This is a genomic window from Streptomyces sp. NPDC018693, from assembly GCF_044391385.1.
GTDB lineage: Bacteria > Actinomycetota > Actinomycetes > Streptomycetales > Streptomycetaceae > Streptomyces.
In genome coordinates this window covers 292,505-308,377 of record NZ_JBIRZZ010000004.1, presented here as the reverse complement: position 1 = coordinate 308,377, position 15,873 = coordinate 292,505, and the positions used below count along the sequence as shown (strand labels likewise).

General features: G+C 69.4%; 8 protein-coding genes and 1 pseudogene. 7 read left to right on the top strand and 2 right to left on the bottom strand.

The window, feature by feature from the left end; translation table 11 throughout:
- Positions 1-2: 2 nt before the first annotated feature.
- Both ACH5AC_RS13360 and ACH5AC_RS13355 read left to right on the top strand, forming a co-directional pair.
- On the top strand, positions 3-1,472 hold the full coding sequence (locus tag ACH5AC_RS13360; protein ID WP_398861873.1) for a glycoside hydrolase family 32 protein: 1,470 nt from the start codon (positions 3-5) through the stop codon (positions 1,470-1,472).
- Positions 1,469-4,405 (top strand): discoidin domain-containing protein, encoded by a 2,937-nt coding sequence (locus ACH5AC_RS13355; RefSeq protein WP_398861872.1) that lies wholly within the window; start codon positions 1,469-1,471, stop codon positions 4,403-4,405. Before ACH5AC_RS13360 ends, ACH5AC_RS13355 begins: the two co-directional genes overlap by 4 nt.
- 14 nt (positions 4,406-4,419) lie before the next feature.
- On the opposite strand, the pseudogene ACH5AC_RS13350 reads toward ACH5AC_RS13355, so the two are convergent.
- Positions 4,420-4,635: pseudogene (locus tag ACH5AC_RS13350) on the bottom strand (CorA family divalent cation transporter); the annotation flags it as partial.
- A 411-nt stretch (positions 4,636-5,046) separates the two neighbouring features.
- Here ACH5AC_RS13350 and ACH5AC_RS13345 point away from each other — a divergent pair.
- The 5 genes from ACH5AC_RS13345 to ACH5AC_RS13325 all read left to right on the top strand — a co-directional run bounded on the left by ACH5AC_RS13345 (position 5,047) and on the right by ACH5AC_RS13325 (position 13,095).
- The gene (locus tag ACH5AC_RS13345; protein WP_398861871.1) at positions 5,047-6,015 is read left to right on the top strand and encodes a cyclase family protein; all 969 of its coding nucleotides are present in this window, start codon (positions 5,047-5,049) and stop codon (positions 6,013-6,015) included.
- An 85-nt stretch (positions 6,016-6,100) separates the two neighbouring features.
- Positions 6,101-9,037: a SpoIIE family protein phosphatase gene (locus tag ACH5AC_RS13340; protein ID WP_398861870.1), complete on the top strand. Its 2,937-nt coding sequence runs from the start codon at positions 6,101-6,103 to the stop codon at positions 9,035-9,037.
- A 139-nt stretch (positions 9,038-9,176) separates the two neighbouring features.
- Positions 9,177-10,724: a sugar ABC transporter ATP-binding protein gene (locus ACH5AC_RS13335; protein WP_398861869.1), complete on the top strand. Its 1,548-nt coding sequence runs from the start codon at positions 9,177-9,179 to the stop codon at positions 10,722-10,724.
- Positions 10,721-11,857 carry an ABC transporter permease gene (locus ACH5AC_RS13330; protein ID WP_398861868.1) on the top strand — a complete coding sequence of 379 codons (1,137 nt, stop codon included), beginning with the start codon at positions 10,721-10,723 and terminating at the stop codon, positions 11,855-11,857. Before ACH5AC_RS13335 ends, ACH5AC_RS13330 begins: the two co-directional genes overlap by 4 nt.
- Positions 11,858-11,931: 74 nt before the next feature.
- The gene (locus tag ACH5AC_RS13325; RefSeq protein ID WP_398861867.1) at positions 11,932-13,095 is read left to right on the top strand and encodes a substrate-binding domain-containing protein; all 1,164 of its coding nucleotides are present in this window, start codon (positions 11,932-11,934) and stop codon (positions 13,093-13,095) included.
- A gap of 15 nt (positions 13,096-13,110) precedes the next feature.
- Here the strand turns inward: ACH5AC_RS13325 and ACH5AC_RS13320 are convergent, their stop codons facing one another.
- Positions 13,111-15,663: a SpoIIE family protein phosphatase gene (locus tag ACH5AC_RS13320; protein WP_398861866.1), complete on the bottom strand. Its 2,553-nt coding sequence runs from the start codon at positions 15,661-15,663 to the stop codon at positions 13,111-13,113.
- Positions 15,664-15,873 lie beyond the last annotated feature (210 nt).

Genomic DNA, 15,873 nt, shown 5'->3' with positions numbered 1-15,873 from the left:
GTGTGTCCACCCCATCCCGCGACCCGCACCACCCCGTCGCGCACCTGCGCCCACCCCGCAACTGGATCAACGACCCCAACGGGCTGGTCTTCCACGACGGCCACTACCACGTGTGCTACCAGTACAACCCGTACGGGGCGACCCACGCGCACCTGCACTGGGGCCACTTCCGCAGCCCCGACCTGCTGACCTGGGAGCCGCTGCCGATCGCCCTGTCCCCGACCCCGGGTGGCCCGGACGCCGACGGCTGCTTCTCCGGCAACGTCGTCTCCCACGGCGACCGGCTCGTCGCCTTCTACTCCGCGCACCGCGAAGACCGCTCGTTCCAGCACCAGCCGGTCACCTGCGCGGTCTCCGACGACGGCGGCAGAAGCTTCCACCCGCGGGGCGAACTGCTCATCCCCGAGCTGCCCGAGGGCTGCACCATGTACCGCGACCCGTACGTCTGGCAGCACGGCGACGGCTGGCGGATGCTTGTCGGCGCCGCCCTCGCGGACGGCCGCGCCGCCGCCCTGCTGTACGACTCACCCGACCTGGAGACCTGGACCTACCGGGGGCCCTTCGCGGCCCGCGAGAAGGAGCCGATCAGCGGCACCGACCTGGACACCGGCGAGGGTTGGGAATGCCCCCAGTACCTCCCGGCAGCCGACGGACGCGGCGCCCTCATCGTCAGCGCGTGGAACGAACCCACCGGCCCGCAGAGCCCCGCAGCCCTGATCGGCGAGGAGCACGACGGCCACTTCAGGGCCGGCCCAGCGGTACCCGCCGACCACGGCCCCGACTGCTACGCACCCGCCCTGCTGCGCGCACCGGACAACCGATGGCTGCTGTGGGGCTGGTCATGGGAAGCCCGCGACGAAGACTGGGCCGTCGCGGACGGATGGGCCGGTGTCCTGACCGCGCCCCGGGAGATCAGCGTCGGCGGCGACGGCACACTGCGCCAGCAGCCCGCCACCGAACTGCTCGCCCTGCGTGGCAGGCACACCCTCCACGCCGAGGGAGAGACGCACGGCCCGCAGCCGGTGGACCTCGGCAGCGCGGGCCACGCCTTCGACCTGTCGGCCCGTCTGGAACCGACCGGAGACGTCGGTCTCCGGTTGCTCACCACCCCGGACGGCTCCGAGTACCTCGACATCCGCCTCGATGCCGACGCGGGTGAACTGGTCGTCGACCGCGACCACGCCTCGCTGGACACCCGCGCCCGCGGCGGGTCCTACCGGATGCCCTGCCCCGCCGATCGGCCCGTCGACCTGCGCGTGGTCGTCGACCACTCCATCGCCGAAGTCTTCCTGACCACCACTGGCCAGGTCCTCACCTTGCGCTTCTACCCCACAGGGCAGGGCCCGTGGCGACTTCAGGCCCGCACCGCACCGGGTACGCGCCTCGGCTACGCGATCGACACGTGGGAGCTGCACCCGCTCGTGATCAAGGAAAGCACTGAACAAACAGGTCCGAAGGAGGATCTTCAATGAGCTCGTACGGTCTTGGACGACGCCGGTTCCTGGCCACCGCCGTCGGTGTCGCCGCCACGTGGACCCAGGTTTCCGGAAACGCCATCGCCGCCCCGCGGCCGAAGCAAGCCGCACCCGGCAACTCCGTGCAAGTCTGGCTGACGGACGTGTCGGCCGACACGTGGGTTGCCGGCCAGAGCGACGTGCTGTTCAGGACGGAGAAAACGGCCAACCCGATTACGATCAAGATCGACGACAGCGTCAAGTATCAAAAGGTCCAGGGTTTCGGTGCGGCAATGACCGACTCCGCCGCCTGGCTCATCGACAAGCTGTCCACTGGTGAGCGGACCAAGCTGATGAAGAAGCTGTTCGATCCCTCGCAGGGCATCGGCCTCAGCCTGCTCCGCTCTCCGATGGGCGCCACGGATTTCAACGCGTCCGGGAACTACTCCTACAACGACATGCCGGCGGGACAGACGGATCCGACGCTGTCCAACTTCTCCATCCAGCATGATGTGCCGTACATCATTCCGGCACTGCGGCAGGCCCTCTCGCTCAATCCGTCCCTCAAGATCATGGCGAACCCATGGAGCCCACCGGGCTGGATGAAGACCTCCGATTCCATGATCGGAGGCACCCTGAAAAGCGAGTACACCTCTGCGCTGGCGAACTACTTCGTCAAGTTCATACAGGCATACGACAAAGCCGGCGTGCCGGTCTCGTACATTTCGCCGCAGAACGAGCCCATGGGTGCTCCCTCCTGGCCCGGCATGTTCCTGTCCGCTTACCAGGAATCCGAGTTGATCCAGGAGATCGGCAAGGCTTTCGAGGCCAACCGCATTTCCACGAAGATCCTGGCGTGGGACCACAACTGGGATGTTCCCTCGTACCCCGAGACGATTTTCAGCGAACCCGCCGCCGCCAAGTACACGGCGGGAACCGGATGGCACATCTACAGCGGCAACCCGACCTCCCAGACTCTGGTCCACAACGACTATCCGGGCAAGGAAAACTACATCACGGAAGCCACAGGAGGTGTGTGGCAGGACAGCAAGCAGGCGGCGTTCACTGAGGCGCTTGGTACCTGGATCATCAAAGGTATGCGCAACTGGGCGAACGGGGTGATGCTGTGGAACATCGCACTCGACCCCGATCTGGGTCCGCTCAACAGCGACACGGGCGGTATACCGATGTGCCGGGGCTTGCTCACGATCGACCCGACCGACGGACGAGTGTCCTACAACGTGGACTACTACGCCCTCGCTCACGCCAGCAAGTTCGTCAAGCCCGGGGCGCGTCGGATCTACTCGAACACCTTCGGGGAAGGAAGCATGGAGAACGTCGCGTTCCAGAACCCGGACGGCTCGAAGGTTCTGATCGCGTACAACTCGGGGAGCGCCGCGAGAACCTTCAGCGTTGCGGACGGGACGCAGTCGTTCGACTACACCCTGAATGCCGGCGACGCCGTCACCTTCACGTACTCCGGGCCTACGCAGAGCGGCCGTACTCCCGCGGCGACCAAGGTCTCGGATCCGACACACGACTTCACGTTCAAGTCGCCGTCCGGTCCGGTCACCATCACCTACGACCCGGCACTTCTGCCCTTCCAGAATGCCATCCGCACCGGAGACAACCTGCTCACCTATTCCCTTCCGATCGGAGCTTCCATCCAGACGACGGGAAGTGCACTGAGCCGCAGCAAGTGGACCGCCACGGCTTCGTCCCAGCCGGATTGGGGTGTGGCCGCGAACGCGATCGACGGCGACATCGACACCAAGTGGAGTCTCGGGCACGGGACGACGAGCGGCGACTGGTTCCAGATCGATCTGGGGAGCCCCACGAGCTTCAACAAAATCGTCCTCGACACCGGCGTGGACAATTCGTTCGACTACGTCACCAGGTATCAGATTTACGTTTCGAACGACGGTGTCGATTGGGGCAGCGCGATCGCGAGCGGCAGCGGGGGCATAGGAAAGGTGGCCATCACGCTGCCGACCCGGACGGCGCAGTACGTTCGCGTCGTCAGTACCGCGGCATCCGGTTTCTGGTGGGCCATCGGTGACATCGAAGTGTACGGGTCCTCGCGTGGAACCGGTTCGATCAAAGCGCCGACAGCGGTGTCGAACGGTCTCCAGTCGAAGACCTGGATCAGCAAGGAGGGATCGCAGGTCACCGTGGTGTTCAACGGGACCTCCGGCAGTCGGAGTTTCAAGATGTCCACCGACGGCTCGTACACTTATACGCTGCCGAGCGGGACCTCGGCGATGTTCACGACCAAGAAGCTGTCGAGCTTCCCGACGCCGGTCTTCAGCAGTCTGACGCCGGACCAGGGCATGCCGCGCTCCAAGTTCACGATTCGCGGCTCTGGCTTCGGCGACGCTCAGGGGCTGGGTACGGTGTATTTCGGATCAAGCTACGCCGAAATAGACAGCTGGTCGGACACGAGTATCAGCGCTTATGTTCTGAAGGGGCTTCCGGCGGGGAAGGTCGCGGTTTCTGTCAAGGGAGCCGGCGGAACAGACGCGGGCGGATCTTCCTTCCACGTCATGGATCCAGGTCCAGCGCTGCCGCGGACGGGTTGGACCGCGAAGGCTTCGGATGCCAGTCAGTGGGATGCGCCCGGAAACATGCTGGATGGCAATTCCGACACGCGGTACAGCTCCGGAAGGGGGCAGTACGACGGTCTCTGGATCCAAGTGGACATGGGGGAGACGCAGACGTTCAACAAGATTGTGCTGGATGTCGGGGGCAGTGTCGGCGACTATGCGCGAAGCGCGGACGTCTACGTATCTGCGGAGGGAACCGACTGGACCAAGGTTTCTTCCGTGACGGACGGCCAACGAGTCCACCTGATCTCCTTCCCGACGCAGACGGCTCGCCACATCAAGGTCGTCAATACCGACAACGTCGCGCGTAGCTGGTGGTCAGTCGCAGAATTCAACGTCTACAACTGACCTTGGGCAGGATCTCAGAGCCAGCCCCGCCGCTTGAAGATCACGTACGGACTGACGCACACGACCCCCATCAAGCCGATCGCGAAGGGGTATCCGAAGCTCCAGTTCAGCTCCGGCATGTGTGCGAAGTTCATCCCGTAGATCGTCTCCACGAGCGTCGGGGCGAACAGGATCGCCGCCCACGCCGAGATCTTCTTGAAGTTGTCTGCCTGGTGGTGCTGACCTGCCTCGTTGCGGCTATCAACGGCTCTGGCCAGTGCCGATGCTTCTTTCAGTGCCTTTCAGGCTGACGTCGCGTTACCCGGACGATAGCCTGCCTGCGCGTGGTCGCATGCCTTTGATGTCAGCCTCTTCCGGCCAATCCGGCTAATCCTGCGCGCCACGGTCGCGTCGAGGTTTGGGTGACGGCCTCGGCTCAGAGGAACGCGGGTATGACTTCCTGGATGGACTTTCAGAGCCGCCCCAAGACCACCCCGTGAATGTGCGAAGCTGGCTTTCTGATCACGAGGAAGAAGCTCTTCCGCGTTACGGCGTGGAGGCCACGACGTCAGCCGGGTGCACGCCCCGGAAGCCCGATCTGTGTCGCGCCCGGTGACGTCCTGCCGTCGGCGCCGTTCCGGAGCTGGGAGCGGTGAGTGCAGATGGGCTTGAGCTCCGTCGATCCCCCGAACCCCAAGCCGACCGGTGTCGGCAACGGGCCGGCCGTCTCCCGCCGGGAGTTCGACGCGCTCTTCGACGCGGTTCGCGCATGGGGTCGCTGGTCCCCGGCCGACCGTGGCGCCTGGAACCGTGTCACCGCAGACCGTGTGCGGGAGGCCGCGGCCGGCGTGCGGTCAGGGACCGTCGTCCCGCTGGCGCTGCCCTGGAACACCCGACCCGGTCCCGGCAACCGCAAGCCCGCCCTGCACCACATGACCGACCTCGGTGACGTGGAGGCGCCGGAACCCTCCACCCACAAGGACTTCATCGCCGCCGACTACCACGGCAAGGGCATCACGCATCTCGACGCACTGTGCCACATCGCCTACCGGGGGCAGCTCTACGACGGGCGGACAGCACACGAGGTCGTCGATGCCGCAGGCGCCCGCTTCGGCGCGGTGTCGACGCTCGGGCCTCTCGTCACGAGGGGTGTGCTCCTCGACCTCCCCGCTGTGCTCGGGATCCGCTGGCTGGAGCCGGGGCGAGCAGTGCACGCCAAGGACATCGTCGCTGCGGAGAAGGCGCTCGATGTGACGATCGGCGAGGGTGACGCGGTACTGCTGCGTTCCGGGCACGTGCGCCGCCGCGAGGAGCTCGGTGCCTGGGACCCCGACACGGCGAGCGCGGGATTTCACGTGGACGCCGTGCCGCTGCTGGCCGAGCGTGGCATCGCGCTGCTCGGTGGAGACGGCGACAGCGATGTACGGCCCTCGCCCGTGGAGGGTGTGCACTCGCCGGTCCATGCCCTGGCCTTGGCCGCGATGGGGGTGCCGCTGCTGGACAACCTGGACCTGGAGGAGCTCTCCGCCGCCACTGCCGAGGCAGGGCGCCATGAGTTCCTGCTCGTCGTGGCGCCGCTGAACGTGCCGGGAGGGACGGGCTCGCCCGTCAACCCGGTCGCGGTCCTGTGACAGACCTGGTCCGGTTACCGTGCGTGAGGAACCTTGCGAATCATGATTAGTGTCCCTGGTGCCACAAATGCCCGTATTCTCGTCAATGTCAGATATTTCCGAAGAGTGGATTGTCGAAGGCGTGAGGCGAAGCGTGGATCGGTCCGGCGGCGAACCGATACCGACGGGGCGTGCGGCAGGCGGCACGGGGCCCGCCCGTTTCCGCGAGCGGTTTCTGCAGGGTGATCCGGTCGGGGCGGGTGTGCGAACGTCGATCCTGAGTTCCTGGCAGCGTTGCCGGACCCTGGGGTTGTCGCCGGACCAGTCCGACCTTCCCTACCGGGAGGATTTCGATCCAGACGGACGGATGGTCCACGCAGCCGTGCCGGTCCTCGACCGCCTGCAGTCCACATTCGCCGGCAGCGCGATGAACATCTCCGTCGCCGATGCGAGCGGGACGGTGCTCCTGCGCCGTTTCGGAGAAGCGTCGCTGGCCAGAACTCTCCCCGCCATTCAGAGCGTCCCAGGGTTCGTGTTCGCCGAGCAGGTCGCCGGTACCAACGGCATCGGTCTCGCCCTGGCGGAGCGGCAGCTCATCCGGGTCTACGGTGCTGAGCACTTCGCCGAGCGCTCCCAACACAGCGCCTGTCGCGCGCTTCCCGTCCGCGATCCCCTCAGTGGCCGCATCGAGGGCGTTCTGTGCTTCGGCTATCCCCGCAGCGCCGAGAATCCGGCACTGGACGCCGTGATACGCAAGGCGGCCGAGGCCATCGAGCGGCGGCTGCTGGGGCAGAATTCCGCACGAGAGCGCGCTCTGCTGCGGGCCTACCTGGCCACCGGAGCCGAGGCCGATGCAAGCCTTCAGCACCGCATCGGGGTGGAGGAACTGGCCCTGGAGCTGCACCCCCGCGACCGGGCGATCCTCATGGAGAAGGCCGCCGAGTTGATCTCCCACGCACAGCGGGCCGCCGTCGACGTGCCCCTGTCCGACGGCCGACGGGTCACGCTCGTGAGCCGCCCGATGACGAGTGTCTCCGGAGTGGAGGGCATCGCCGTCGAGGCCGTTGTCCCCGGCCCCGCACCGCGCGAGCCTCTCGCCATCCCGCATCAGGTCGGCGAGCCGCTGGGCTTCCCCGCCGAGCCTGCTGTCGCCTCTCTCCTTCCGCTCTCCGGGGCCGTTCCCGTCACCGTGGCACCCGGGCATCTGTCCCTCATCCCACCGTCCGGGCAGCATCCTCCCGGGACGGCACCCGGCCGGCTCGCCGTGGGCGGCGAGGGCATCGCGACCGCCGGCATCGACGACGTGACGGACGAGCACCCCGACTCCCCGCCCTCCGCCGGAGGGCTCGTGATGGTGGGGGAGCCGCACGTGGGGACGTACGCCCTGGCCGCGCGACGCCGTCTGGAGTTGCTGTCCGAGGCAAGCGCCCGCATAGGCACCACCCTGGACGTGCGCCGCACGGCCCGGGAACTCGCCGAGACTGCGGTGCCGCGACTGGCCGACTTCGTCACCATCGACCTGCCCGAGGCCGTACTGCGCGGCGAGGAGTCCGCCGATCCCCGCAGTGACCTGCGCCGTGCGGTGGTTCACGGCATTCGCGACGGCTGTCCCTTCAGCCCGGTGGACAAGCGCATCGACTACGGCCCGACGACGCCGCAGATGCGGTGTCTGACCAGTGGGCAGGCAGTGCTGGAACCGGACCTGCAGAGCGCCGCGGGCTGGCTCGCACAGGACCCCGAGCACTCCGAACAGCTGCTGAGCCACGTCCACTCCCTCATCGCGGTGCCCCTGGTCGCCCGCGGCGTCGTGCTGGGGGTCGCCGGTTTCTATCGGGCGGAGGATCCCGCCCCATTCGGAGACGACGACCGCTCACTGGCGCAAGAGCTCGCCACCCGCGCCGCGCTGTCCATCGACAACGCCCGCCGCTACACGCGCGAACGCGCCATGGTCCTGGCCCTGCAGCGCAGCCTGCTCCCGCGCGGCCTGCCCGACCAGGACGCCGTCGAGGTCGCCCATCGTTACCTGCCCGCCGAATCCGACGTCGGGGGAGACTGGTACGACGTCATCCCCCTGTCCGGCACCCGCGTCGGCCTCTTCGTCGGTGACGTCGTCGGCCACGGTCTGTTGTCCGCCGCCACCATGGGCCGGGTGCGAACCGCCGCACGCAGCTTCGCCGAGCTCGACTTCCCCCCGGACGAGGTCCTCACCCACCTCGACAACCTCGTGGGACGCCTGGACCGGGAGGAGTCCGCCGCCGAGGGCGCCGGCATCATCGGCGCGACCTGTCTGTACGCGATCTACGACCCGACCTCGCAGCAGTGCACCATGGCCCGCGCCGGCCACCCCCCGCCCGCCCTGGTCCGCCCCGACGGCACCGTGTCGTTCCCCGACCTGCCCGCCGGGCCCCCGCTCGGCCTCGGAGGTCTGCCCTTCGAAGCCGTCGAGATCCACCTCCCCGAAGGCAGTCAGCTGGTCCTCTACACCGACGGACTCATCGAGGACCGGCACCGCGACGTCGACATGGTCCTCGATCAGCTGCGCGGGGTCCTGGCCCACCCGGAGCGCGGACCCGACGAGACCTGCCGGGCGGTCCTCGACACCGTGGCGCCGGCCCACCCCTACGACGACATAGCCCTGCTCGTGGCCCGCACCCACGCCCTGGACCCGGGGCGGATCGCCACCTGGGATCTGCCCGCGGATCCGGCCCTCGTCAGCGAGGTCCGCTCCTCGGCCACCCGGAAACTGGCCGACTGGGGGCTTGACGAGGTCGCGTTCGCCGCTGAACTGATGCTCAGCGAGCTGGTCACGAACGCCATCCGTCACGGCGCCGGGCCCATCCGGGTACGGCTGCTCCACGACCGCACCCTGGTCTGCGAGGTCTCCGACACCAGCAACACCGCCCCACATCTGCGCAGGGCAGCCACCACCGATGAGGGCGGTCGCGGCCTGTTCCTCGTCGCCCAGCTGGCAGAGAGCTGGGGCACGCGCTACACCCCGGAGGGCAAGGTCATCTGGGCCGAATGCGGGCTCGACGCCGCCTGAGGGGCGGAAGAGCAGGGTGGCCCACTGACCCGTTGGAGTCACAGAGAGCGGCAAAATGCCTGAAATGCTGTGATGTGCCCGGTTAGGATCGCTGACGCAAGTCGGGAGTAACTCACCAGTCCGACCCCCGGAGATGTCCGTGCACGACGCTCACGACACCTCTGCGCAGGCGGTCCCACCCAACGGGGCGGAGCCCCTGGTCCGTATCCGCGGGCTCTCCAAGCGGTTCGGCGGGACCCTCGCGCTGGCCGGGGTCGACCTCGACATCCACACCGCTGGCGTCCTCGCCCTCCTCGGTCCCAACGGAGCCGGAAAGTCCACGCTCATCAAGGTCCTCGCCGGCGTCCACCACGCCGACGCCGGGCAGATCACCGTGGCCGGGCAGCCGCTGGGCAGCCATGCCGCCTCCGCGAGCATGTCCTTCATCCACCAGGACCTCGGCCTCGTGGAATGGATGACGGTCGCCGAGAACATCGCCCTGAGCACAGGGTATCCGCGCCGCGCCGGACTGATCTCCTGGCGACGGACCCGAGAGCGGGCCACCGAGGCACTGCGGATCGTCGCCGGACATCTCGATCCCGACGCCCCGATCGCCGGCCTTCCCCCGGCCGAGCGTTCCCTGATCGCGATCGCACGAGCCCTGGCGGCACGGGCGCAGCTCATCGTCCTCGACGAACCGACCGCCCGCCTCCCGGCCGCCGACTGCGCCCGGCTGTTCCGCGTCCTGCACGCCCTGCGCGACCGGGGGCACGGCATCCTCTACGTCAGCCACCGCCTGGACGAGGTGTACGAGGTCGCCGACACCTTCGCCGTCCTGCGCGACGGCCACCTCGTCAGCCACGGCTCGCTGACCGAGCACACGCCGGCCCGCCTGGTGCACGACATCATCGGCGAGGAACTGCCCGACCACCGCCCCGCCACGGCCCCGGCCGGCGGCCCGGCCGTCCTGACCCTCGACGGCGTACGGACAGCGGGTGCCGGACCGGTGGACCTGGAGCTCAGGGTCGGAGAAGTCCTCGGTCTGGTCGGCCTCTCCGGCGCCGGACACATGGACCTGGGGCGAGCCCTCGCGGGTTGCCGGCCCCTTATCGGCGGACGTGCCGTCCTCGGCGACCGCCCGTACCGTCCGCGTACGGTCGCCGACGCCGTCGGGCTCGGTGTCGCCTTCGTGCCCGGTGACAGGCAGCGTGAGGGCTGCCTCGCCGAGCTGACCGTACGGGAGAACCTCCTGGCCAACCCCCGCGCGGGAGGCCGGTCGGCGCCGCGCTGGATCAGTCCCCGCCGCGAACGCGGCGAGGCCGCCACCTTGATCGAACGGTTCTCGGTGCGTCCCCGCGACAGCGAGGCGCCCATCGCCACCCTGTCGGGCGGAAACCAGCAGAAGGTCATGCTCGGCCGGTGGCTCCGGGTGGAACTGCGCCTGCTGATCCTCGAGGAACCGACGGCGAGCGTGGACATCGGTGCCAAGGCCGCGATCCACCGCCTGCTCGACGAGGCGCTGGCCGCGGGTCTCGCCGTCCTCCTCATCTCCACCGACTTCGAGGAGGTCGCGGGCGTGTGCCCACGTGCCCTCGTCTTCGTCCGCGGGTCCGTGACGGCCGAGCTGAGCGGTCCGGCCCTCACGGTTGCGGGGCTCACCCGGGCGGCCTCGGCCATGCCCCCCTCCGGAACCGCGACGAACCCGTGACCCCGCCCTCCCCGCCCTCGCCCCGGAGGCAACCACGTGGACCGGGCCTGCTGAGCCGACTCGGCCGACGGGCCGGGCCGGGCCGACCCGGCGGGCACCTCATCGGCGCATACGGCCTCCTGGCCCTCACCGCCCTGCTCTTCCTGATCTTCTCCCTCACTCTGCCGCGTACCTTTCCCACCCTGGACACCGTCGACTCGATCCTGTCCAACCAGTCGATCCCGGCCATCCTCGCGCTCGCCGCCATGGTCCCCATCGTGACCGGCGCGTTCGACCTCTCCATCGGCTACGGCCTCGGCCTGGCGCACGTCATGGTGATGCAACTCGTCGCGGACAGCGGGTGGCCCTGGCCGCTCGCCTGCCTCGCGGTGATCGTCGGAGGGGGCGTCGTGGGCGTCCTCAACGGTGTCATCGTCGAGTTCGGGCGGATCGACTCGTTCATCGCCACGCTCGGGACCGGCAGCATGCTGTACGCGCTGACCGGCTGGATCACCGCGGGCGGCCGGATCGTTCCCGGCCCGCAGGGCCTCCCGGCCGCTTTCACCGACATCTACGACTCCACGTTCCTCGGCCTTCCGGTCCCCGCCTTCTACGTGCTCGCGCTCGCGGTCGCCCTCTGGCTGGTGCTGGAGCGGCTGCCGCTCGGCCGGTACCTGTACGTCGTCGGGTCCAACCCGCGCGCCGCCGACCTCGTCGGCATCCCGATCCGCAAGTACACCGTCTACGCCTTCGCCGCATCGGGGCTGATCGTCGGCTTCGCCGGCGTGCTGCTCGCGGCCCAGCAGCAGATCGGCAATCCGAGCGTCGGCCTCGACTACCTGCTGCCCGCCTTCGTCGGCGCCCTCCTCGGCTCCACCGCGATCAAGCCCGGCCGCCCCAACGCCATGGGGACCGTGGTCGCTGTGGCCGTCCTCGCCGTCGGCCTCACCGGCATCGGGCAGATGGGCGCCGATTTCTGGACGATCCCCTTGTTCCACGGTGGCACCCTGCTCGTCGCCGTCGGCCTGGCCGGTTACGCCGCTCGCCGCCGGCTGCGCACCGGTGTCGTCGCGGCCCGCGACGCGCCCGCCGTGACGCCGCAGCCGCCGTCCTCCCCGACGCGGGACGACGGCACGTCGGGCAGCACTCCATGACCATGCCGCGGCGGCCGTCACGACCGCACCCGGCCCCATCCTCCCTACTGCTCGTCCCTGCGCGAGGAGCTTCCGTGCACGACCACCGCAAGGCCGCGCCCGGCGGCTTCAGGGCGAGGTCCGCCGCCACCGCCCTGCTGGCCGCGGCAACCCTCCTGGCCGGGTGCGAACGCGGCTCGTCGAATGACCCCGGGGACTCCACCACGGGCCCGAGCGGCTGCCCCTCGGTCCAGGCCAGGGCCCAGGCGGCCGTGCAGCGGGCGGAGCGGACGGACGTCCCCTGGAACGGACCGACCAGCGGCCCCACGGCGGTGGCCGGCAAGACCATCGTCTACGTCGCCCAGACCATGACCAACCCCGGAGTCGCGGGCGCCGCCGACGGCGTGCGGAGAGCCGCGCGGGTCATCGGCTGGAACGTCCGGGTGATCGACGGCGGTGGTACCCCCGCCGGCATCCAGGCGGCGATGAGCGATGCCGTGGCCCTCAGGCCCGCGGGCATCGTCATCGGAGGCTTCGACCCCCACTCGACCTCGCGGCAGGTGGCCCGGGCGAACGCGGCACGTATCCCACTCATCGGCTGGCACGCGGTCGCCGCCCCCGGCCCCAGCCGGCGGCCCGAGCTCTTCACCAACGTCACCACCAAAGTCGAGGACGTGGCCAGAGTCAGCGCGCAATGGGTCATCTCGCGCTCCAACGGCACCGCCGGGGTCGTGGTCTTCACCGACGCCTCGATCCCCTTCGCCAAGAACAAGTCCGAGCTGATCCGGAAGGAACTCGCCACCTGCTCCGGCGTGAAGCTGCTGGCGTACCAGAACATCCCGATTCCGGACGCGAGCAGCCGCACGCCCCGGGAGGTCTCCTCACTTCTCTCCCGCTTCCAGGACCGGTGGACGTACTCCGTCGCCATCAACGACCTCTACTTCGCCGATGCCGCCCCTGCATTCCGTGCGGCCGGCAGGAAGGGTTCCGGCCCGCCGTTCAACATCGGCGCCGGCGACGGTGACCCCTCCGCCTTCCAGCGCATCAACAGCGAGCAGTACCAGTCGGCCACCGTGCCCGAGCCGCTGTCCCAGCAGGGCTGGCAGATCGTCGACGAGTTCAACCGAGCCTTCTCCGGTCGTCCGGCCAGCGGATATGTGTCCCCCGTCCACATCACCACGGCCGACAACAGCGACGGTGCCACGGCCTGGGACCCCTCGGGTTACCAGGAGGCGTACCGGAAGATCTGGGGTAAATGACAGCGGTGTCGAGGGCTAAGCGGCTCCCTTTGCGGCCGTCTGCGGCGGGGCGTACTCGGTGAGCAGGAGCACGATGTCGTCCGCCCTGTCGGGGGAGGACTGGCAGGCATCCCTCAGCAGCTCGTCGGCCAGGTCCTCCAGTCGGCCCCCGCCCTTGCGCGCCAGCGCGGCCCGGAGTCGGTCGACGTCGGAACCGATGTCCGAGTCGCGCCTCTCGATCAGCCCGTCCGTGTACAGGGCCAGGACCGATCCGGGTACGAGGCGCAGCTCCGACTCCGGGAAGCGTGCCGCTGCGTCGATGCCGAGCAGAGGGCCGCCGGGCACATCCAGGACTTCGGCCTGCCCGTCGGGCAGGCGCAGCAAGGGCGGGAGGTGGCCGGCACGGACGATGCGGACGACCCCCGAGCGAGGATGGAAGCGCGCGTAGCAGCAGCTGGCGAGCAGCGCCGGATCGAGGTCCATGTGGAGCCGGTTGGTGCCGGCGACGACGTCGCTCGGCCGGTGGCCGGCGGTGACGAAGGCCCGCACCGCGCTGCGTAGCTGGCCCATGGCGGCCGCGGCGGCGACGTTGTGCCCCTCGACGTCCCCGACGATCAGCGCGACCTCGTCGCCGGTGGGGATGACGTCGTACCAGTCGCCGCCGATGTCCATCCCTCTGGTGCCCGGAAGATAGCGCCCGGCGACACGCAGGCCCGGCAATGTGGGCAGCCGGTGCGGCAGCAGCGCGTTCTGCAGGCCGCGGGCGAGGGCGAACTCGGCGTCGTAGAGCCTGGCGCGTTCCAGGGCCTGGGCGATCAGGCCGCCCAGCGCGGTGAGGACTCCGCGCTCCTCGTCGGGAAATCGGTGGACGTCGTCGAAGGCGAGCATGCAGACGCCGACCGGGCGATTCGAGGCGATCAAGGGCAGGAACGCCCAGGAGTTGGAGTGACTGACCGTGATCCCGGGGTAGGTCGCGAGGAGCGACTCACGGGACTCGACGAACAGCGGGGCCCCGGAGGCCAGCGCGTCCGTCACGGGCAGCCGGGCATGCAGCGGAGTGCCTTCGAACCGGGCGAGAAAGCGCTTCGAGTAGCCGCGCTGAGCGAGCAGGTGCAGGCGCCGCTCCTCCACCACGGAGATCGCCAGCTTCTGGCCGCCGAAAGCGGGCAGAAGCTGGTCGGCGACGGCCTCGAACACCTCGTGTGCGGTGACCGCCTCGGTGAGCGCACTGCCCAGCGTGAGCACCCGGTAGAGGGAACCCACGCGCGGGGCCGCGGGCGGAGGCGACAAGGGTGCGGGCGGCCCGCCTTCGGCGACGGGTGCCCCGGGGTCGGTGCCGGCCGGTACGGGCTGTCGCACGGGTGCCGCCCACCCCGTCATGCCCTGCGCGCCCGGGTGGAGGGAGAAGACCAGCCATTCGTCCGGTGGGCGGCGGACCAGGAAGGAGACCGGTTGCTGGGAGATCAGGGCGGCCCGGTAGCGGTCCTCGTACACGGGATCGGCCAGCCAGGGCAGGACGTCCCAGGGGCGCCGGCCGAGCAGTTCGTCCTGGCGGACCCGCAGCAGATTCTCCAGGCTGTGGTTGGCGTAGGAGAGGCGTCCGTCGGGCGAGAGGGCGAAGAAGCCGTCCGTGAGCCGCTCGATCGCTGCCACGGCGGCCATGCCGCTTCCGGAGTCGAGTACGGCGCCGACCAGATGGGACGAGGCGTCCGGCCCGTCGGGGCTCTCGGGCACCCGGCCCCACAGCTCGACGGCGCGGTGGCCCCCGCGGCCGTCCCGGATGCGCAGGCAGTGCGCCAGTACGTGGCCTTCCGCGACCGCGGCACGGGCGGCGGACCGGAAGCCGGGCAGATCGGCGGGCTCGATCATGTCCGCGAGGGTGGCGGCCCGTCCGTCGAACTCGCGGGGCGGGATTCCGAAGATCGCGCACAGCTCGTCGTCGGCCGTGAGTGCTCCGCTGTCGAGGTTCCAGTCGAAGAGGCCCACCCGGATCACCGGAGCGGAGGGCAGCGGGACCACGATCGGAGCGGCCCGCTCGTCGTACTCACCGAGCGCGCCGAGGGCTCGCAGTCCGGCGAGGGTGGTGCCCAGCCGGTCGGCGACGGAGCGCAGCTGCCGGCGCTGCGCCCTGGACAGCCCGGTCCCGTCCGGCCTGGGCGTCCACACCACGGCTATGGCACCGAAGGTCCGCCCGCCCGCTCGTACGGGGACCGAGGCAGAGCCGAACGGGTAGGGCAGGGCGACCGCGAGCTGGGGGAAGCGTCGCATCGTCTCCTCCGCGTCGGCCAGGTGGACCATGCGCCCGGAGCGGTACGCCTCCGCCACCGGCAGACCGCTGTTCACCGGGATCCGACGCCATCCGCTGACCAGGGTGGGCGGCGTCCCGCACGACGCGGCCACTACGAGCGAGCGATGGTCACCGGAGAGCAGAAACACGCTTCCGGCATGCGCTCCGGTCACCTCCACGGCACTGACCACGGCACTGACCAGCGCGTCGTCGCGCTCGGGCGCTTCGCCGACACTCGCGGCGCCGAACGGGTACGAGCTCGAAGCCACACCGTTGGCCGACACGTTGCCCTCGATCACCATGGATAATTTTCCATTTTAGGATGGTTTATGGCCCCCTGTGGGCAGGTGGCGGGCCAGGAAGGCCGTCCCGCACCCACGGACCGAGCGGCATGGGCGCCGGCTGTTCAGGTTGCCGGACAGGTGAGTGAACCGACTTGTGGCACGCGGTGCTTGGAATCGTCACTGCAGTCGGCACGGTGAGTGACGACAAGATCTAGAGGATTCCGCCTC

Bases quoted from the DNA above. Each gene is read 5' to 3' on its own strand.
- ACH5AC_RS13320 (WP_398861866.1), bottom strand. From the start codon at position 15,663: ATGGTGATCGAGGGCAACGTGTCGGCCAACGGTGTGGCTTCGAGCTCG.
- ACH5AC_RS13355 (WP_398861872.1), top strand. From the start codon at position 1,469: ATGAGCTCGTACGGTCTTGGACGACGCCGGTTCCTGGCCACCGCCGTC.
- ACH5AC_RS13340 (WP_398861870.1), top strand. From the start codon at position 6,101: ATGTCAGATATTTCCGAAGAGTGGATTGTCGAAGGCGTGAGGCGAAGC.
- ACH5AC_RS13345 (WP_398861871.1), top strand. From the start codon at position 5,047: ATGGGCTTGAGCTCCGTCGATCCCCCGAACCCCAAGCCGACCGGTGTC.